At 53.6% G+C, this 20358-nt stretch carries 20 protein-coding genes and 1 pseudogene; 18 read left to right on the top strand and 3 right to left on the bottom strand.

Annotated elements, in window-relative coordinates; all coding sequences use genetic code 11:
- Window positions 1-22 precede the first annotated feature (22 nt).
- From Q9O24_03325 to Q9O24_03315, 3 genes are read right to left on the bottom strand one after another with little or no spacing between them, the layout of a single operon-like run.
- On the bottom strand, window positions 23-610 hold the full coding sequence (locus Q9O24_03325) for a HupE/UreJ family protein (protein MDQ7074182.1): 588 nt from the start codon (window positions 608-610) through the stop codon (window positions 23-25).
- A gap of 15 nt (window positions 611-625) precedes the next feature.
- Window positions 626-2440, bottom strand: coding sequence for a nickel-dependent hydrogenase large subunit (locus Q9O24_03320; GenBank protein MDQ7074181.1), 1815 nt, complete (start codon window positions 2438-2440; stop codon window positions 626-628).
- Window positions 2437-3507 (bottom strand): hydrogenase small subunit, encoded by a 1071-nt coding sequence (locus Q9O24_03315; GenBank protein ID MDQ7074180.1) that lies wholly within the window; start codon window positions 3505-3507, stop codon window positions 2437-2439. Before Q9O24_03315 ends, Q9O24_03320 begins: the two co-directional genes overlap by 4 nt.
- A gap of 442 nt (window positions 3508-3949) precedes the next feature.
- Between Q9O24_03315 and Q9O24_03310 the strand changes: the two are divergent.
- The 18 genes and pseudogenes from Q9O24_03310 to hypE all read left to right on the top strand — a co-directional run bounded on the left by Q9O24_03310 (window position 3950) and on the right by hypE (window position 20353).
- Window positions 3950-4658: pseudogene (locus Q9O24_03310) on the top strand (HyaD/HybD family hydrogenase maturation endopeptidase).
- A complete protein-coding gene (hypC, locus tag Q9O24_03305; GenBank protein ID MDQ7074179.1) occupies window positions 4659-4970 on the top strand; it encodes a HypC/HybG/HupF family hydrogenase formation chaperone in 312 nt (103 codons plus the stop codon).
- A 2-nt stretch (window positions 4971-4972) separates the two neighbouring features.
- Window positions 4973-5392, top strand: a complete 420-nt coding sequence (locus Q9O24_03300; GenBank protein MDQ7074178.1) for a hydrogenase-1 expression HyaE — start codon at window positions 4973-4975, stop codon at window positions 5390-5392.
- Between the two features lie 10 nt (window positions 5393-5402).
- Window positions 5403-6269 (top strand): hydrogenase expression/formation C-terminal domain-containing protein, encoded by an 867-nt coding sequence (locus tag Q9O24_03295; GenBank protein MDQ7074177.1) that lies wholly within the window; start codon window positions 5403-5405, stop codon window positions 6267-6269.
- Complete coding sequence (locus Q9O24_03290) at window positions 6266-6484, top strand: rubredoxin (protein MDQ7074176.1); 219 nt, start codon at window positions 6266-6268, stop codon at window positions 6482-6484. The genes Q9O24_03295 and Q9O24_03290 overlap by 4 nt, the downstream gene beginning before the upstream one ends.
- Window positions 6484-7113, top strand: a complete 630-nt coding sequence (gene hybE, locus Q9O24_03285) for a [NiFe]-hydrogenase assembly chaperone HybE (GenBank protein ID MDQ7074175.1) — start codon at window positions 6484-6486, stop codon at window positions 7111-7113. Before Q9O24_03290 ends, hybE begins: the two co-directional genes overlap by 1 nt.
- A 1-nt stretch (window position 7114) precedes the next feature.
- Entirely contained in the window at window positions 7115-8254 is a 1140-nt protein-coding gene (locus Q9O24_03280; protein ID MDQ7074174.1) for a nickel-dependent hydrogenase large subunit, read from the top strand.
- Window positions 8254-8595 (top strand): hydrogenase maturation nickel metallochaperone HypA, encoded by a 342-nt coding sequence (gene hypA / locus Q9O24_03275; protein MDQ7074173.1) that lies wholly within the window; start codon window positions 8254-8256, stop codon window positions 8593-8595. The genes Q9O24_03280 and hypA overlap by 1 nt, the downstream gene beginning before the upstream one ends.
- The gene (hypB, locus tag Q9O24_03270; protein MDQ7074172.1) at window positions 8596-9531 is read left to right on the top strand and encodes a hydrogenase nickel incorporation protein HypB; all 936 of its coding nucleotides are present in this window, start codon (window positions 8596-8598) and stop codon (window positions 9529-9531) included.
- Window positions 9528-11018, top strand: coding sequence for a sigma-54 dependent transcriptional regulator (locus tag Q9O24_03265; protein ID MDQ7074171.1), 1491 nt, complete (start codon window positions 9528-9530; stop codon window positions 11016-11018). The genes hypB and Q9O24_03265 overlap by 4 nt, the downstream gene beginning before the upstream one ends.
- A gap of 32 nt (window positions 11019-11050) precedes the next feature.
- Window positions 11051-12391, top strand: a complete 1341-nt coding sequence (locus tag Q9O24_03260) for an ATP-binding protein (GenBank protein ID MDQ7074170.1) — start codon at window positions 11051-11053, stop codon at window positions 12389-12391.
- The gene (locus Q9O24_03255) at window positions 12388-13398 is read left to right on the top strand and encodes a HupU protein (protein MDQ7074169.1); all 1011 of its coding nucleotides are present in this window, start codon (window positions 12388-12390) and stop codon (window positions 13396-13398) included. Before Q9O24_03260 ends, Q9O24_03255 begins: the two co-directional genes overlap by 4 nt.
- Window positions 13395-14849, top strand: a complete 1455-nt coding sequence (locus Q9O24_03250; GenBank protein ID MDQ7074168.1) for a nickel-dependent hydrogenase large subunit — start codon at window positions 13395-13397, stop codon at window positions 14847-14849. Before Q9O24_03255 ends, Q9O24_03250 begins: the two co-directional genes overlap by 4 nt.
- Before the next feature lies 1 nt (window position 14850).
- Complete coding sequence (hypF, locus tag Q9O24_03245) at window positions 14851-17169, top strand: carbamoyltransferase HypF (protein ID MDQ7074167.1); 2319 nt, start codon at window positions 14851-14853, stop codon at window positions 17167-17169.
- Between the two features lie 7 nt (window positions 17170-17176).
- Window positions 17177-17458 (top strand): HypC/HybG/HupF family hydrogenase formation chaperone, encoded by a 282-nt coding sequence (locus Q9O24_03240; GenBank protein ID MDQ7074166.1) that lies wholly within the window; start codon window positions 17177-17179, stop codon window positions 17456-17458.
- Complete coding sequence (locus tag Q9O24_03235) at window positions 17455-18141, top strand: SIS domain-containing protein (GenBank protein MDQ7074165.1); 687 nt, start codon at window positions 17455-17457, stop codon at window positions 18139-18141. Before Q9O24_03240 ends, Q9O24_03235 begins: the two co-directional genes overlap by 4 nt.
- On the top strand, window positions 18138-19298 hold the full coding sequence (gene hypD / locus Q9O24_03230; GenBank protein ID MDQ7074164.1) for a hydrogenase formation protein HypD: 1161 nt from the start codon (window positions 18138-18140) through the stop codon (window positions 19296-19298). The genes Q9O24_03235 and hypD overlap by 4 nt, the downstream gene beginning before the upstream one ends.
- Window positions 19295-20353, top strand: a complete 1059-nt coding sequence (gene hypE / locus Q9O24_03225) for a hydrogenase expression/formation protein HypE (GenBank protein ID MDQ7074163.1) — start codon at window positions 19295-19297, stop codon at window positions 20351-20353. The genes hypD and hypE overlap by 4 nt, the downstream gene beginning before the upstream one ends.
- The last annotated feature ends 5 nt before the right edge of the window (window positions 20354-20358 follow it).

The raw sequence follows: 20358 nt of genomic DNA, 5'->3' as shown, positions 1-20358 counted from the left end.
CTCTCCAGTTAGCTTAAAGCGCTCAGGCGCTCAACAATAACCAAGCTCCAAAACCACTGGCAGCCAGACCTGCACTGCGCAACAACCACTCTGTACGTGCTTGTTGCACCATGCGCCCTAACACCAAACCCACGCCCTGCAACGCCGCAGTAGAGAGCAAGAAGCCAAGCCCATACAACAAAGGCGACGCTGAAAAAGGCATTTCAACCCCATGCGCTCCACCATGAAACAGAGCAAACAGAGAGATCAAAATCGCACTGAAGGCCACCGGTAGCGCCATTTTACTGGCCAATAACAACCCGACAACCAATAACGACAGCGCAACTCCGATGTCAATACTGCCAAGGCTCAAGCCACCACCCACGGCCAGAAACACCCCCGCCAACATACAGAGAGAAAATGCCGCCATCGGCAACCAACTGTTCTGGCGCGTGCTCATACCCAACCAAAGACCGATGGCCAACATGGCCACCAAATGATCCATACCCAACACTGGATGCAACAAACCACTCAACAGACCCATCGATTCATGACTGCCCGTATGCGCCAAGGCCAAACCGGAGAGTGGCAATAGAGACAAAGCAATAATAACTTGCATGATTTTTTTCATGTTTTTCTCCTCGCCTCAGCGAATTTTAACCGTAGTCAGCTCTTCGCCGTCTTCGGACATCACATGGGTGGAACAAGCCAAACAGGGATCGAAACTGTGCAGCGTGCGCAAAATTTCCACCGGCTCATCAGGACGTTCCATCGGCGTATTCAGCAAACTGGCCTCAAAGGCACCAATATTGCCTGCTGGGTCACGAGGGGAACCGTTCCAAGTGGTGGGTACCACACACTGATAATTTTCAATTCGACCGTCTTTGATGCGAATCCAATGACCCAAAGCACCCCTCGGAGCAGCAGCCGTACCCACCCCTTTTGCCTCTTTTGGCCATGTAGCAGGATCCCATTTTTCCATATTGGCGGTGCTGCTGTCACCGGCCTTGATGTTGGCAATCAAGGCATTCCAGTCGTCTACCATCATGTCACTAACATATTGTGACTCCAATGCCCGCGCCAAAGTACGGCCAATGGTGGATTGCAAAATGGGTTTTGCACCCAGATCCGTCCCAGCCAATTGGTTAAAGGCCGCCACACTGCTGTGAATTTGCTCTTTAACGTATTCGTTGTTCTGTACATAAGCCAACACATAGCGCGACAAAGGCCCCACTTCCACTGCGTTACCCCGCCAACGAGGCGCTTTAATCCACGAGTATTTGGCGTTTTCATCCAACTCTTCGATGTTGGTCGTTGTGCCTTTAAAGTTCTTACCAAGAACGTAATTTGGCTCAGTGATCCCATCCCAAGGATGCAAACCTTTGCTCTCATCAGGGTAGCTGTACCAAGCATGATCAACAAACTCTTGTACCTGCTCTGGATCACGTGGATCAACAGGAAAAACCTCATCCCAGTTGTCATTCAAAATCACACCGCCAGGCAGTTGGTCAGTGGATTTGTCGTAGTTCACTGTTGGATACGCGCCGTAATCCATAATGGATTTGGCACCCAAACCACCGCCGTACAACCAATCTTTGTAATAACTGGCAATGGCCAGCACATCAGGCACATAAACGTTGTCGTTAAAGGCTTTCATCTCATCGATGCGCGCTTTAACAAAGTTCAAACGCTCCATGTTCAGCGGCGCACCAGCAGAAAGATCGCCATCCATGTTGATTGCACACGGCACCCCACCCACCAAATAGTTGGGATGTGGGTTCTTACCACCGAACACGGTATGCACTTTGACAAACTCTTTTTGCATATCCAACGCTTCGAGATAATGCGCCACCGCCATCAAATCCACTTCAGGTGGCAGCTTATAGGCAGGGTTATCCCAATAACCGTTTTTAAACGGCCCCAGCTGGCCCGACTCAACGAACTTACGAATGCGCGTTTGAATGTCACGGAAATAACCTGGGCTGGAGAGCGGATGACTCGGTGAGATGCTCTGCTGAATACGCGAAGTCTCTTTCGGATCAGCTTTTAAAGCCTTAATTGGGTTAATCCAATCCAAGGCATGCAGGTGGTAAAAATGCACCACATGATCATGCACTTGCAGCGTTTTGGCCATAATTTCACGGATCAAAAACGCATTTTTCGGAATTTCAATATCCAGCGCATCCTCAACGGCACGCACCGATGCCAAAGCATGACAACCCGTACAAACACCACAAATTCGCTCCACAAACGCCCACGCATCACGAGGGTCACGGCCTTTTAGAATCACTTCCAGACCACGCCACATCGTGCCAGTAGAGACCGCATTACGAATCACATTATTTTCATCGACGTTGACTTCACAACGCATGTGACCCTCAATGCGGGTCACAGGATCCACCACCACGCGGCGGCCAGATTTATCTAGGGTATAGCCGTTCGGCGTTTGAATGACGCTCATTTTTGGTCTCCTTTCTGTTGGGCACGTTTCACCGCACTGACGGCCATATGAGCCACGGTCGCAGCACCAACGACAGCCGCCGCAGTACCACCGACCACATCGGCGTTGCTTTCAATACCAAATTGCTTGATGTCAGTCAGACGCGCATACCAAGAACCTTTATCCCAGAAACCGTCCTCTGAACAACCGATACACCCGTGACCGGCTTGAATCGGGAATGAAGTACCTTCATTCCAACGAATGGTGGAACAGGCGTTGTAGGTGGTCGGGCCTTTGCAGCCCATTTTGTACAAACAGTAGCCTTTGCGCGCACCTTCATCATCCCAGCTTTCAACAAACTGACCGGCATCAAAGTGCGAACGACGATAGCATTTATCATGAATCCGCTGGCTATAGAACATCTTCGGTCGCCCTTGACGATCCAATTCAGGAATGCGCTCAAAGGTCACCATGTACGCCACCACCGCCGTCATCACCTCCGCAATGGGAGGACAACCGGGAACTTTAATAATGGGTTTATCGTGAATAACCTTATGCACCGGCACAGCATGGGTTGGGTTGGGTTTAGCGGCTTGCACACACCCGTGAGAAGCACAGGAACCCCAAGAGATGATCGCTTTACAATGCTTGGCAACGTGCTTGAGTTGTTCGACAAACGGTTTACCTGCGATGATGCAAGACATGCCTTCTTGATTCAAAGGTGGATTGCCTTCAACCGCCAAAATGTAATTGCCATCGTATTTTTCGATGGTCTCCGCAATAATCGCTTCAGCCTGATGGCCTGCTGCCGCCATAATGGTATCGTCGTAATCAAGCGACACCATAGACAAAATCACGTCTTTGGCCAATGGATGTGCCGAACGAATAAACGACTCAGAACAACAGGTGCACTCCAAACCATGCAACCAGATAATGGGAATACGAGGCTTGGTCTCCATCGCGTGAGCGATTTTACCGGCAAACTGTGGCCCCAGTCCCAGTGCTGCCGCAGTCAAACTGCAAAATTTTAAAAAGCTCCGGCGCGTAATGCCCTGTCGGCGCATTACATCATAAAATGTTTCAGTCATACTCTCATCTCTCCCAGTAATTACCTCGAATTGAATGCAACCACGAGGCTGAATAAATTTACCGCAAACAAAGACAAAGCAATACCCTTGCCAACTAAAAAAATACAATAAAATCAACTTGTTACAACACAATTCTTATCTACTGCCTGAAATAAATGCAATCTAACTTTCCTATCAGAACAGACAAACGATAACTTACCTATCAGCACTACCGCCCCACAGTCAGCACAAAAACCACTCTCCTCTGTTTCACAAACGCACAGTGCAAATAAACCTTCCTATAGAGCACCATGACCGCAAACAAACTTACCCCTCCGCTTGAAGACAAAGTAAAAAACACACATTTTATCTTTTATTTTCAATTGGTTAAGGGAATAAATAAAATTGGCCTGCTAATTGCTATATCGACTTTAGTGGAAAATACTAAAGTGGGATTTACAAAATGAGCAGAGCAAAAGTTACCATTATGGGCGTCGGCAATATTCTCTGGGCTGACGAAGGTTTCGGTGTACGTGCCGTAGAAGAGCTCAATCGACGTTACCAATTTTCAGAGGACGTCACCCTGATCGACGGCGGCACTCAGGGCATTTATTTAGTGCAGCACGTTCAAGAAGCGCAGATTCTACTGGTGTTTGATGCCATTGATTACGGCCTTGAACCTGGCACACTGAAATTAATCGAAGGCGATGACGTACCCAAATTCATGGGGGCAAAAAAAAATGAGCCTCCATCAAACGGGGTTCCAAGAAGTGTTGGCGATGGCCGAACTGCTCGGCAATTACCCCGACCATCTGCTTTTGGTAGGAGTGCAACCAGAGGCACTGGAAGATTACGGTGGCAGCCTACGCCCCTCCGTACGCGCGCAAATTACCCCCGCCATCGAGGCAGCACTCCGTTGGTTAAGCGACAAAGATGTGATTGCTCAGCCACGCAGTACCCCCTTGCCCGAGAGCGAACACCTCAACCCCAGCCAAATCAACCTGAACGATTACGAAGCAGGCCGGCCCAGCTCACATCAAGCCTGCCGCGAAGGTGACGAGCGCGTCCTCAATGACCAACACGCCACCTTCAGCCCCAACCCCGTGGATTTAGGGCAACGTCCCGTGGGGGTGCATGTCGATCACCGCCAAGACCATTGGGGCAAAGAATAAATGTGCATCGGCCTGCCTATGCAAGTCCAAGAGCTGCACGAGTTTTACGCCGATTGCGACGATAACGGTGCGCCTCTGTCCGTGGACATCCGTTTAATTGAACGCCCCAAAATCGGCGACTGGTTATTGGTTTTTCTTGGTAGCGCACGAGAAATTCTCACCGAAAGCAACGCGCTAAAAATGCGCGATGCCGTGGCCGCCATCAGCCACATCATGTCGGGCGAATCCAACGTCGACCACCTCTTTGCTGATCTGATCGACCGCGAACCGCAACTGCCCGATCACCTAAAACCCCCACCCAAGGACTTTTAAGCATGCCATCCCCTCTGATTCAAATTCTCTATAAAGAACTAGGTTATCCCTTACTGACCGAAAAAAACCTCGCCGAGTTTTTAAAACAAGAAGGGACCGTGGTGCTGTTTTGCAGTGAAGACCCCAAACGTTTTCCCGAAGCCAACGACGTAGCCGTGGTGCTGCCCGAATTGGTCAACGTTTTTGCCGGTCAATTCGTCCCGGCCGTGGTGGATCGCAGCCTTGAAAAGACCATGAAAAGCCGTTACGACATCCTGATCTGGCCCAGCTTGGTCTTCCTGCGCCAAGGCAAATTTCTCGGCAAGATCAATAAAATTCAAGATTGGTCGGATTACATGGAACGTATTCCAGAAATACTGGCACGCGATGCCATCCACAATCCAGGAGTCGGCATCCCTGTCGTCAATCAACCTCTTAGCTGAGAACCCAACCATGCATAAATTCCCTGAAATTCCCGTCGCCACCATCGGTCCTGGCAGTCAAACCACCGATGCCGAAGCTGAACTGGCCATCACCTCCATGCCCTCTGGTATGTCCACCTACGTTCAACCAATCATGCCAGAAATAGAAGTGCTGGAAGAACTGGACGTTAAAGCCGGTATTCAAGCTCTGGAAGATGCTCTCATCGCATTAAGACGCTACCAACCAGGCCAAGCCGCCTTAAGTGTGAATCTGAGCCATTTAAACGACATCAACCTGCGTTTTGTCAATCAGGCTTTGGGCGACGGCGAAGTCAGTGTCATGTCGACGGGAGACGCCCCCATTAAAGCTCAAGAGTCTGTGATGGCAGGCATCTGGCGGGTGCAGCACTGTGATCAACACGACCGCCCACTGCACGACAGCATTGAAATTGGCGATGTACCCGACATGGTGCGCAGCCTCACCTTTCAAACCGCCAACAGCGAACTGGATACCCGCTTTGACCTCAGCAGCGGCGAGCTGCAAAATTCACCCGCACTGCTGGTGGAACTGAAAGATCAGCTCAAAGAGTGGACACCCGAGAGTGAACTGCACGTTATCAATCTCACCCTACTGCCGCTGACCGACGCCGACCTGCATCTGATCGGCTCTCGCCTCGGAGTCGGTCCGGTGACCATTCTCTCTCGTGGTTACGGCAACTGCCGCATTGGCAGTACCGCCAAAAACAACGTCTGGTGGATCAAATATTACAATTCCGAAGACAAACTGATCCTTAACACCATTGAGGTCACCTCCATTCCTGAAGTGGCGCTGGCAGCTCCTGAAGATCTGCACGACAGCATCGAACGCCTTGATGAAATTTTGGCACTCTATCGATGAGTATTTTTGAAGGCTCTTACGGCGGCGACAATCAGCGTATCGACGACGATGCAGTATTGGAGTGCAAAATTTGCTGGCGCGTCTACGACCCAAAAAAGGGCGACGACTATTGGCAAATTCCACCTAACACGCCCTTTTCACAACTGCCCGAACACTGGCGCTGTCCTGAATGCGACGGCGAAAAAGAACAGTTTATGGTTATTCTAAGCGACTAATGGATACCCTGTTAAGCGCCCTCAGCGATGAGCTGGTACACCATTTCTGTCACATCGAGCAGACTCGGATGCAGGGCGTACCCATTCTAAATCCTGCCTTACAAGTCGAAGCCGTCGGTTTTCACCGCCGCACCAGCGGCTATTTGGGCATCTTAATCACCCCGTGGTTTATGAACTTAGTTCTTCTACCCTGTGAAGGCGATCAGTGGCAAGAATTGGTCATCGGCAGCACACAAAATCAGGTGTTTGCCTCAGGACGCTATCAATTTCTGCTCAACGAAGCCGAGGAGATTGGCCGTTATCAAAGCTGCTCTCTGCTCTCACCGGTACTGGAACTCGACAGCCAAGAGACCGCCCGAGCCGTGGCCGTAGCCGCACTGGAAGCCCTACAAGACGAAGAATGCCGCGACAACAGCTCTTCCACTCACGCCACTGAAATTGAGCAACAGTGGTATCAGCCCGCTGAAACTCCGCCTGAAACCGACTCAGAACTCTCTGCTCCCATTCACGAGGCAGACAACACACCCGTAGTAGAAAAAGTCGCCCTAGAAGAGACCGAACAGAGCCGTCGTGATTTTTTACGCGGCCAATTTCGATCCGCTTCCAACGAGCCACCTAAGGCAGAATAAGATGCCCTCTCCCGAAGGCCAACTGACCATCCGGCTAACTCCTAACGCCGCTCACATTGACTCCAGTCGCCCACTGCACGCCTGCCGCCTGTTTGAAGGGCGCTCCATCGCCGACACCCTAAAATTAATGCCCCTGCTGTTCAACATCTGCGGCCAAGCCCAAAGTTTAGCTGCCATTCGTGCCATTGAATCAGCCCAACACACCGCCGCCTCCAGCGCCGTGGAGCTGCAACGAGAACAACTCAAAAATCTAGAAACTCTGCGTGAACACCTATGGAGACTGTTGCTAGATGCCCCTCATTTAAGCAAAACAGCGCCACAAACCTCTCTTTTGGCGCGCTTAAACCGACTCATCAACCGCATTAAACATCACCTTGATCCAAAGCAAACCTTGCTCACCGAGGTGGCACGTCAAACCCCAGTCCAACACAACAATGATCTGGCCAACGAACTGAAACAACTGCATGAAAGCATTGCAAACGAGCTATTTCACTGCAATCTTGACGCGTGGATCAGCGCAGATTTAAACCAGCTACAAGAGTGGTTCTCGCACGGCCAAGCCCCCGCCAGCCACCTACTGCACCACCTCCAACAGCGACAATGGCACTCTTTGGGCGCACTGCAACCGAATGTACTGCCTACCCTGCCCAATCAAACCCTCAACACCTTACTCAGCAACGAAGCGGCAGATACCTTTATCGCCGCCCCCCTTTGGCAGCAACAGGCCTCTGAAACCGGCCCCGCTGCTCGACAGCAACAGCACCCTCTGATGCACGCCGCCGCCGCGCAGTGGGGCAAAGGCGTCAGCTGGCGGCTGCTGGCTCGCCTGTTGGAAATTGCACAGCTCAGTCTCTCTCTGCAACAGCCCCCACAACAACACGACAGCAGCAGCAACGGCCTCTCCCAACTGGAAGCCGCACGAGGTCGCCTCTGCCATCATGTGACCTTGAACAAAAACCGCATTCGACGCTACCGCATTCTCGCCCCCACAGAGTGGAACTTTCACCCTCACGGCGTCGCCGCACACGCCCTCTCCAGCTTGCAACACACCACCCAAGCAGAGACCGAACTGCAAGCTCGATTATTAATCCACACCATTGACCCCTGCGTCGGATTTGAACTGCAATGGGGCAAACACTGATGCACGAAATGTCCCTCTGTGAAGGCATCGTACAGATCCTTGAAGATCAAGCCAAAGAAGCGAATTACAGCAAAGTTAAAACCGTCTGGCTGGAAGTGGGCGTACTCTCCGGCATCGAAATCCGTGCCTTGGAGTTCAGTTACGACGTGGTCTGTCGTGGCACACTCGCCGAAGGCAGCCGACTAGAAATCATCTCTCTGCCCGCCATCGCCTGGTGCATGGCCTGTGCAGAAAGCGTTAATATAAACGAACGTCACGATGCCTGTCCCACCTGTGGGAGTTATCAACTACAGGTCTCATCCGGTGACGAAATGAGAATCAAAGAACTGGAGGTAGAATAAATGTGTACCGTATGCGGTTGCAGTGAGGGCGAAACCCAAATTGAGGGTCACAGCCACACCCATTCACACGAAGATCAACACACACATTCCCATGCTCAACATGAGCATGAGCATGAGCATGAACATACTCACGCCAGCGATGACGGCTCGCACCTCCATGAGAAAGGTGATGATCACCACTACGGTCATGGCCCAGCTCACGCCCACGCCCCTGGGTTAACGCAAAAACGCATGGTGCAGATCGAACAGGACATCTTGGGTAAAAACGACCAATACGCCCAAAAAAATCGCCAACAGTTCAATCAACAGGGCATTCTCAGTCTCAATCTGGTCTCCAGCCCAGGTTCAGGTAAAACCAGCCTCTTAACCCGCACCTTGCACGATCTAAAAGAGGAGCTGCCCTTGGCGGTGATCGAAGGCGACCAACAGACCAGTAACGATGCCGAACGCATCCGCGCCACTGGCGTGCGCGCCATTCAGATCAACACCGGTAAAGGTTGCCATCTGGACGCCCATCAAGTTGGCCACGCACTACAGAGCCTCGCCCCCGAGGCAGGCGCACTGCTGTTTATCGAAAACGTCGGAAATTTGGTCTGTCCAGCGGCCTTTGATCTAGGAGAAGCGCATAAAGTCGCCATTCTCTCCGTCACCGAAGGCGAAGACAAACCGATCAAATACCCCGACATGTTCCACGCCGCCGACCTGATGCTGATCAATAAAATCGACCTGCTGCCCTACCTCGATTTTGACATGGAAAAGTGCATCGAATACGCACGACGGGTCAATCCCAGCCTACAGGTACTGCAACTTTCTGCGCGCAGCGGTGAAGGCATGTCGCAATGGTACGACTGGTTACGCGCCAACCGTGCCATGCGTCTCATCGGTCATCCACTGCAACACGACATCACGTCAGCCGAGGCCAAGAACGCCTTATGAGCACTCTGCCCACCATTTTGGTGGTTGATGATGAGCTTCGCTCTCTAGAGACTCTGCGGCGTACTCTGGAAGAGGAGTTCGAAGTACTGACCGCCCTCAACGCCAGTGAAGCTCACGCCTTGCTGGAGCGAGAATGGGTGCAGGTGATTTTATGCGACCAACGTATGCCAGGCATGTCGGGGTTAGAATGCCTTAGTAAAGTACGTAAGCAGTGGCCCGATGTGATCCGCATTATCATCTCCGGTTACACCGACTCAAACGACCTGATTGAAGCCATTAACCAAGCGGCCATATATCAGTACATCAACAAACCTTGGCATCCAGAAAAACTACTGTTGAAAATTCGTAACGCGGTCGAGCTGTATTACCTACAACAACAAAACTCAGTGCTCTCCAGCGAACTCAAATTGCACCCCAAAATCCTAGCCGATGACATCGCCGCCAAACGCCAACAATTGCAACAGAAATTCAAGGGTGATCAAGGCATTATTCGCAGCGACACCAGCTGCATGAACGAAATCTGCCGCCTAGTACGCCGAGTAGCCCCCTTTGATGTCAACGTGCTTCTCAGTGGTGAATCAGGCACTGGCAAAGAACTTTGCGCTCGCTCCTTACACTACAACAGCCTGCGCCAAGAACGCGCCTTTGTGGCGGAAAACTGCGGCGCACTCAACGACGAACTACTGGAAAGTGAGCTGTTCGGCTACAAACGGGGCGCCTTTACCGGCGCTTACGAAGACCGTGTAGGGCTGTTTGAACTGGCCGACGGCGGCACTCTTTTTCTCGATGAAATCGGTGAAATCTCCCCCGCTTTTCAGGTCAAACTGCTGCGAGTACTGCAAGAGGGTGAGATCCGTCCTATCGGCAGCAATCGCCGCCGAACCGTCGATGTACGTGTCATTGCCGCCACCAACCGTGACCTAGAAGCCGAAGTTCAAGCCGGTCGTTTTCGTGAAGACCTCTATTACCGACTGGCTACCTTTATCATTCCCATTCCGTCGCTACGCGCACGCAAAGAAGACATCCCCATCTTGGTTCACTCCATTCTTGAAGAGCTGCAAGCGCAGCTGGGCAAACCCATCAGCGGCATCAGCAAAGAGGCCATCGACTGCCTTACCACCTACCACTGGCCTGGCAACGTACGCGAGCTGCAAAACGAGCTGAAACGCATGTTGATCTTAGCCCCAGAGAACCGCTTGGATGCCGACCTGATTTCGACCCAAATTCTGCACGGCGGCAACAACGAACAAGAAAAAGACCTTTCCGTTCTACAACAGGTTGAAGGCAGCCTCAAACAGCGCATGGAAGCCTTAGAAGCACGCATCGTCAAAGAGTCTTTGATTCGTCACCATTGGAACAAAACCCACACCGCCGAAGAGCTCGGCCTCTCCCGCGTCGGTCTGCGCAACAAACTTGAACGCTACGGACTCGAACAGATCGAAGGCATCGACAAAATCAAAAACAAAAACAACGGCCAACATCCTTGAGAATCGTTCTCAACAACAAGGCAGAAAACCATATGAAAGGACTCATGGCACAGGCAGAGGTAACCCCCAACCCCGCCATCAGCCTCGACGAAAGCGCATGGATCGAAGTGATCCAACGCATGGATCAGATCTACGCCGACCTGGTAAATCACCAAGTCGAGTTGGAGCAGAAAAACACCTCACTGGAAAACGCCCAACGCTTTATCAGCAGCGTCATCTCCTCCATGAGTGACGTGCTCATCGTGGCCGACATTCGCGGTAAAATACAACAGGTCAACCACTCACTCGAATCGCTCATCGGCCAAAGCGCCAAAGAGCTCAAAGGTCAACCACTGGCCAGCCTGTTTATGCCCGACTACGCCGAACAGGTGGAAGATTTTGCCGAGCACATCCGCGAACACACCGTCACCGACTGCGAAGTCGAACTGCGCACCCAACATCAACACGGCGTGCCCATTGCGATCAACTGCACACCGCGCTTTGAACAGAAAGGTCGTCTCTCCGGTCTGGTCATCACCGGTCGCCCATTAGGTGAATTACGGCACGCCTATCAAGAACTAAAAAACACCCACAAACAACTGCGCACCACCCAGCATCAACTGGTACAATCAGAAAAAATGGCCTCTTTAGGGCAGTTGGTTTCAGGGGTCGCCCACGAACTCAACAACCCCATCAGCTTTGTCTTCGGCAACATGCACGCCTTGCGGCGTTACGAACAGCGCCTCAGCGAATATCTGGCCGCCATTCATGCCAACAACACCTGCCAACAACATCAAGAGCTGCGAGAGCGACTGCGCATCGACCCGCTGTTGCGCGACATCGGCTCCCTCATTGACGGCTCGCTGGAAGGCGCTGAACGGGTACGAGAGATCGTCGAAGAACTGCGCCGTTTTTCCACTCCCAATCAACAACAAGCCCAGTATTTCAATCTCATCGCCGTCATTCGTACCACTGCGGATTGGGTCATAAAAGCCCAACGTAAAAGCCCACAACTGAACATTGATGCCGATGAAACTGTAGAAATCTACGGCTATAAAGGTTATTTACATCAAGTCCTAATCAATCTGCTGCAAAACGCCACCGATGCGGTACAGCAATCCGATACTCCCCGTATCGACATACAGCTCACGCAGCACGCAGAGCACGCCGTCATTGAAATTCACGATCACGGCGACGGCATATCTGAAACGCACTTGCTGCGCATCTTCGACCCCTTTTTCACCACCAAAGAGGTCGGGCAAGGCACCGGTTTAGGTCTCTACATCAGCTACAACCTCGCCACAGAACAGTGCCAAGGCCAACTGCAAGCCGAAAACCACCCCAACGGAGGCGCGCTGTTTCGTCTCACCCTGCCTCTGCAGGTCGCTCCATGAGCCGCCCCTTTCGCCTGCTCTGGTTGCAGTCCGGCGGCTGCGGTGGCTGTAGCATGTCGCTGCTTAACGCCGAACACCCCGATCTCTACAGCACCCTCGAACTGGCCAACATCGAGCTGCTCTGGCACCCCTCTCTGAGCGAAGCCAGTTGTGAAGATTTTCTCGACCTGCTGCGCGCCATCCTCAACGATCAGCAGCCACTGGACGCCCTCTGCTTGGAAGGCTCGGTGATGCGCGGCCCCAATGGCAGCGGCCGTTTTCACATGCTCGCGGGCAGCGGTCGTCCCATGATGCACTGGCTGCAAGAGCTGGTGGAAAAAGCCCACTACACCTTGGCCATCGGCAGTTGTGCGGCCTTTGGCGGCATCACCAGCGGCGGCGGTAACCCCACCGATGCCTGCGGCCTGCAATACGACGGCATCGAACCGGGCGGCCTGCTCGGTGAAACGTGGCTCAGCCCAGCTGGACTGCCCGTCATCAATGTAGCTGGTTGCCCCACCCATCCGGGCTGGGTCACAGATACGTTGATCCAACTGGCCATGGGCGAGCTGGATCAACGTCACTTAGACGAGCTGAACCGCCCTCGCAGTTACACCAATCACTTGGTGCATCACGGCTGCAACCGCAACGAGTTTTACGAATTTAAAGCCAGTGCAGAACAGCCCTCAGATCAAGGCTGCATGATGGAAAATTTAGGCTGCCTCGGCACTCAAGCTCACGCCGACTGCAACCGTCGCCCTTGGAACGGCGAAGGCTCCTGCATCAAAGGCGGTTTTGCCTGCATCAACTGCACCGCGCCGGAGTTCGAAGAACCTGGCCACAGCTTCCATCAAACCCCAAAAATAGCCGGTATTCCTATCGGGCTGCCCATCGACATGCCCAAAGCGTGGTTTGTGGCGTTGTCCTCACTCTCCAAAGCCGCCACTCCCGCTCGACTAAAAGAGAACGCGGTGGCCGATCACATCGTTGCTCCGCCACGCATTTTGAAAAAAGAACCCAGCCAATGAAACAGCCCAGCCGCCGCATCTTTGGCCCTTTTAACCGCGTTGAAGGCGACCTCGAAGTACAAATTGAAGAGCACGATGGACGAGTCAGCCGTGCCTGGGTCAACTCCCCCCTCTACCGAGGGTTTGAACAGATGCTCGTGGGAAAAAACCCACAGGATGCACTGGTCTACACCCCACGCATCTGCGGCATCTGCTCCGTCTCCCAATCCGTAGCTGCCTCACGCGCGCTGGCCGACCTGCAAGGCGTTGGTTACACCGACAACGGGCGACTGGCCACCAATTTGATTCTCGCCTGCGAAAATATGGCCGATCACCTCTCCCACTTTTATCTCTTTTTTATGCCCGATTTTGCCCGTGAGGTGTACCAAAAAGAGCCGTGGTTCGAAACCATTCACCGCCGCTTTGCCGCCCAGCGCGGCAGCGCCTCACGAGACGCGCTGCCCGCACGCTCCCAATTTTTACAGCTCACAGGGCTGTTGGCCGGACGCTGGCCACACTCACTGGCACTGCAACCGGGCGGCACCACCTGCGCCATCGACGCTCGTGAACGCATTAAGCTAATCACTCTGCTGGGCAGTTTTCGCCAATTTTTGCAAAACACCCTGTTTGGCGCACCACTGGAACAGGTCGCCGAATTGCACAACAGCGACGCGCTTTGGGCATGGGCAGAGCAACACCCACAGAGCGACTTCGGCCAATTTTTAATGCTCTGCAAACGCTTAGACCTTGAGCAACTGGGACGCGCCAACGACCGTTTTCTCAGCTACGGTGCCTATGAAACAGCCCCACAAACCAACCTGTTTCAAGCCGGTGTTTGGCACAGCAAACCACAGCCTTTTGACAGCAAAGCCATCAGCGAAGATATAAAACACAGCTGGATGCACGCCCAACGCAGCCCAAAACACCCCTATCAAGGCAGCACCGAACCCGATGCCGATGCCGCCAACGCCTACAGTTGGTGCAAAGCTCCCCGTTACGACGGTCACGTCATGGAAGTCGGTGCCCTCGCTCGTCAGCTACTCGATCGCCAGCCGATGATCAACGGCTTGGTGAAAGAAAGCGGTGGCAATGTGCAAAACCGCGTGGTGGCACGCCTACTGGAATTGGCGCGGGTGCTGCCAGAAATGGAACGCTGGGCAAAAAACATCCGCATTGACGAAGCCTTTATTCAACAAGCGAAGATGCCTGACGAAGGAGAAGGCTACGGCCTTGTGGAAGCCGCTCGGGGCAGTCTTGGCCATTGGATTCGAGTCAAACACGGTCACATTATCAACTATCAGATCATCGCCCCCACCACTTGGAACTTCTCTCCCCGAGATGAAAAAGAACAACCAGGCGCACTGGAACAAGCCCTGGTTGGCACCCCACTGAGTGATGACAATCGCACCTCCGTAGCGGTGCAACATGTGGTGCGCTCTTTTGATCCCTGCATGGTCTGCACGGTTCACTGATATGATCAGCATCGAAATACGGGTCTCAGGTCGGGTACAAGGGGTGGGCTTTCGCCCCACGGTTTGGCGCTTGGCCACCGCGCTACAGCTCAACGGCAGCGTCTGCAACGACGGCCAAGGGGTCTTAATCCAGCTTGAAGGCGAGCGCAAACGCCTCGATCTTTTTCAGCAACAACTCACAGAACAGTGCCCGCCCTTAGCGCGCATCGACCAGCTACAGAGCCGTCCACTGCACACCGAGATTGACCGTGGCTTTGTCATTTTGCCAAGCCAACAACACACCATTCAAACGGGTGTGGTGGCCGACGCCGCCACCTGTGAAGCCTGTCTGCAAGAGTTAAACAACCCTCAAGAAGCGCGGTTTCAATATCCTTTCTTAAACTGCACCCACTGCGGCCCACGCTTCTCCATCATAAAAGCCATTCCTTATGATCGACAACAGACCAGCATGGCCTGCTTCCCCCTCTGCCAACGCTGCCAAGCGGAGTACGATACCCCCGCCGACCGCCGTTTTCACGCTCAACCCATCGCCTGCCCCGACTGCGGCCCCCAACTGAGCTACCTCAACAGCAGCGGCGAACCGCAAGCCGAGCAACATCACGCTCTGCTGCGCACGGCAGCGGAACTGCGCGCAGGCAACATCATTGCCATCAAAGGCATTGGCGGCTTTCACCTCGCCTGTGATGCTCACAATAAGCAGAGCATCGAACGCCTGCGCCAGCGCAAAGGTCGCCCCGACAAACCCTTGGCGATGATGGCTAAAAATACCCAACAAGTCGAACAGTACTGCCACCTAAACGCCGCAGAGCGACAGAGCCTACAGAGCAGTGCCGCACCGATTCTGCTTCTCCGTCCTCGACAGCTCAACGCCCTGCCCGACAACCTCGCACCGCAGCAGCGCCTGTGGGGCGTTATGCTGCCCCACTCACCACTGCACCATCTGCTCATGGCGAAACTGACGCAGCCCATTGTGCTCACCTCAGCCAACCGCAGCGGTGAACCTCAATGCATTGATAACGAATCCGCATTAATGCAGCTCGCCCCCCTTGCAGAGGGATTTTTACTCCACAATCGCCATATAGAAAACCGCATCGACGATTCGGTTGGTCGTTTTATGGCGGGCAAAGTGCGTCTGCTGCGGCGCGGGCGCGGTTACGCCCCAGAGCAGTTAAAACTGCCCGCCGGTTTTGAACACAGCCCCCCTCTGCTGGCCTTTGGTGGCGAGTTAAAAAACACTTTTTGCCTGTTGCAGAGTGGCAGCGCGACCCTTTCACAGCACATTGGCGATCTAGAGTCCCTGCACCACTACGACGACTATCAACACCACCTGCAACTCTATCAACAGCTCTTCGCCCACCAACCCAGCCAACTGATCATTGACCAACACCCCGAATACCTCAGCAGTAAATTGGGTCGTGACTGGGCAGAACAGCAGCAACTGCCGCTGATCGAAGTACAGCACCACCACGCCCACATCGCCGCCTGCATGGGCGAACATCACTTGCCGCGCCAACATCCGCCGCTGCTCGGGATTGTCTTTGATGGTCTGGGTTACGCTGCTGATGGACAGCTTTGGGGCGGGGAATTTCTACGCGCCAACTACCGACAGGCAACACGGCTGGCGCACCTAAAAACCATGCCCTTGCTGGGCGGCGCGCAGGCGATGCGAGAGCCGTGGCGCAATCTTTTTGCGCAACTGCACGCCGTCGGCTGGGCAGAAATAAACACACAATTTGCCGACCTAAGCGCCTTACAAGAGCTGAACAAAAAACCACTGGCCACTCTTCAACGCATGATCGAACAGCAGCTCAACAGCCCCAACGCCAGCTCTATGGGTCGCCTGTTTGATGCCGTGGCCGCCGCACTGGGACTGGCTCCAACCCAATGCAGTTACGAAGGCCAAGCAGCCAGCGCATTGGAAGCCGCCATCACCTCTGATGAAAAACCAAGGAACCACGCCTACCCTTTTGCTATCCAAACAGATCAAGCGCTGTGGCAATTGGATCCCACCCCTCTCTGGCAGCCTCTGCTCAAAGAGCTTCAGCAAGGCGTTCCCGTCGGCGTGGTGGCCTACCGCTTTCATCAAGGGCTGGCGAACAGCGTAGTCAAAATGGCCACCAAACTGGCGAAAAAAGAAACACTGAAACAGGTTGTCCTCAGCGGCGGCGTGTTTCAGAACCGCACACTGCTGGAGTCCGTTACAGAAGGTTTGCAACAGAACGGCCTCACGGTCTTCAGCCATCAAATGCTGCCCGCCAACGACGGAGGTTTGGCCTTTGGCCAAGCCCTGATTGGCGCAGCTCAACAAAGAGGGGAGTAACCACCTTATGTGCCTTGGCATTCCAGGTCAGATCATTGAGATTCTCGACCACGACACACTCATGGCCAAAGTTGATGTGGCAGGCATTCAACGCCCGATTAACATTGCTTGCATTATTGACCCACAACACCCACCAGAACAGTGCATCGGCGATTGGGTGCTGGTGCATGTGGGGTTCGCCATGAGCCGCATTGATGCTGACGAGGCTGAAAAAACCTTGGCGCTGCTCACCGAGCTGGGTGAAGTAGAAGAGGAGTTGGCCGCCATGAAAAACAGCGAACCCTCATGAGCGACAACACAGAATCGTTGCACGCCCTCTACCCTTTTCTGCACGGTCAGAAAAAAGAACCCGTGCAACAAAACGCCGCGCTGCTGGACTCCATCCAGCAAAAAGCGGAACACAGTCGTGCCGAGAAAAAACGCTTTTTTGCCAAAAATGGCGCGGCGCTGCTGGCCGCTGCCACCAGCTTGGCCAAGCTCTATCAACAACAGCACCGCCTCTACAGCATGGGCAATGGCGGCTCCAGTTGTGATGCGGCTCACTTTGCGGTGGAGTTTCAACATCCAGTCACCGCAGGACGACCGGCACTGCCCGCTCACAACCTCTCCGCCGATAACGCCATGATGACTGCGGTGGGCAACGACGTGGGTATGGCACAGATATTCTCTCGCCAACTGGAAGCTTACGGCCAAGCCGGTGACGGTCTGGTGGGGTTTTCTACCAGCGGCAACTCTGAAAATCTGCTGAAAGCCTACCAAAAAGCCAAACAGATCGGCATGGTAACCCTTGGTTTTACGGGGGGGGATGGTGGCGAAATGCGCCGCTCGGGCCTGCTGGATCACTGCTTAGTGGTGGAAAGTGACTCCATTCATCGAGTCCAAGAAATTCACCTCACCTGTTATCACATCCTCTGGGATCTGACCCACACCCTGCTGGCCGACCAGCGTGGCAACTTGGGAAATAAAACATGAAATACGTTGACGAATTCCGCGATCCTGACAAGGCGCAACAACTGATCAAACAGATTAACGGCCTAAAAAACGCCCTACCAGACACAAAACATCGCCCTCTTCAGTTAATGGAGTTTTGCGGTGGACACACCCACACCATCTTTCGCTACGGCATCGAACAGATGCTGCCCGATTGGATTGAACTGGTACATGGGCCCGGCTGCCCCGTCTGCGTGCTGCCCATGGGACGAGTGGATGACTGCGTCTCCTTAGCCGAACGCCCCAATGTGATCTTCACCACCTTTGGCGATGCCATGCGCGTGCCTGGCTCCAAAAAGAGCCTGCTGCAAGCCAAAGCAGAGGGAGCCGACATCCGCATGGTCTATTCGCCACTGGATGCCCTCAACTTGGCGCGTAAAAACCCTGAAAAACAGGTGATCTTTTTCGCCCTCGGCTTTGAGACCACCATGCCCAGCACCGCATTGACGGTGCAACAAGCCGAACGTGACGGCATTAAAAACTTTGCTCTGTTTTGCAATCACATCACCACCGTACCCACCATCAAAGCCATTCTCGACTCACCTGACATGCGCATCGATGCCTTTTTGGCTCCCGGCCATGTCTGCATGGTCGTAGGAGAAACCCCCTTTGAATTTGTCGCTGAGCACTATCAACGCCCTTTGGTGATCACCGGATTTGAACCTCTGGATATTTTGCAATCCATCTGGATGACCCTCAAACAACTGGCGGAAAAACGCTGCACGGTGGAAAACCAATACGCGCGCGTGGTGCCTAAAGAGGGCAATACTCCGGCGCTCAACGCCATTCAAGAGGTGTTTGAATTACGAGAATTTTTTGAATGGCGCGGCCTCGGTTCCATTGATCACTCTGGGGTGAAGATGCGCGAGAAATACGTTGATTTTGATGCCGAGAAAAAATTTCAGATTCCCAACCTAAAAATTGCAGATCCCAAAGCATGTCAATGCGGTGAGGTGCTCAAAGGAGCGATTCGCCCTTGGCAATGCAAAGTGTTTGGCAGTCAGTGTAACCCTGAAACCCCAATGGGAGCATTAATGGTCTCCTCTGAAGGTGCCTGCGCCGCCTACTACAATTTCGGCAACTTACCAGAACTGCTAGCCAAGCGTAAATCAACCTCTAATGACGGAGAATCTGCGTGAAACCCGCCCCAATTCGAAATAAACGAACACTCAGAGCCGACACCATCACCCTCGCCCACGGCGCAGGTGGCAAAGCCATGCGTGACCTGATCGACGATGTTTTTGTCAGTGGTTTTGATAATGAGCACCTCACAGGCTTGGAAGATCAAGCCCGTTTTGAGCTGTCGGATCTCGCTCAATACGGCTCTCAACTGGCCATGACCACCGACTCCTATGTGGTTGACCCGCTGTTTTTTCCTGGGGGTGACATCGGTGAGCTGGCGGTCTGTGGCACGGTCAATGATTTGGCCGTTGGCGGCGCCAAACCGCTCTATTTGAGCTGCGGCATGATCATCGAAGAGGGTCTGCCCGTGGCAACGCTACGGCGTGTGGTCGCATCAATGAAACAGGCTGCGGACGCTGCCGGAGTGGCGATTGTCACCGGCGATACCAAAGTGGTGCAACGCGGCGCGGCGGACAAGCTGTTTATCAACACCGCAGGGGTTGGCGTGATTGCCCCTCACCTCAATCTCGCTGCTCACCACGCACACGTGGGCGACAAGGTCATCATCAACGGTTATCTGGGTGATCACGGCGCGGCCATTGTCGATGCGCGGGGCGAACTGGCGATGGAAAATAACATTCAATCCGATTGCCAACCCCTCAATGGCCTCATCGAAGCGATGTTGCAGACCTGTCCTGAAATTCGCTGTATGCGGGACGCCACCCGAGGCGGAGTGGCCACGGTGCTAAACGAATTTGCCAGCAGCAGCCAAGTGGCAATCCGACTAAATGAAACCGCCATTCCGATTCGCCAAGAGGTACGCGGCATGTGTGAAATTTTAGGCCTTGATCCGCTCTACTTGGCCAACGAGGGCAAAGTGATTGCCATCGTCCCCGCCAAACACGCAGAAGCGGTATTGGCCACCATGCAACAACACCCCGCCGGTCAAAAAAGCGCCATCATCGGAGACGTGTTGGCCACGCCTGCAGAACGGGTCATTCTCAAAACAAGCTTTGGCGGTGAACGCATTGTGGACATGTTGGTAGGTGAGCAGTTGCCCCGCATCTGCTAAACCTG

The organism is Gammaproteobacteria bacterium, assembly GCA_030949385.1.
GTDB lineage: Bacteria > Pseudomonadota > Gammaproteobacteria > JAUZRS01 > JAUZRS01 > JAUZRS01.
The sequence above is the reverse complement of the archived record's forward strand: the minus strand, read 5'-3'. Positions and strand labels throughout refer to the sequence as shown.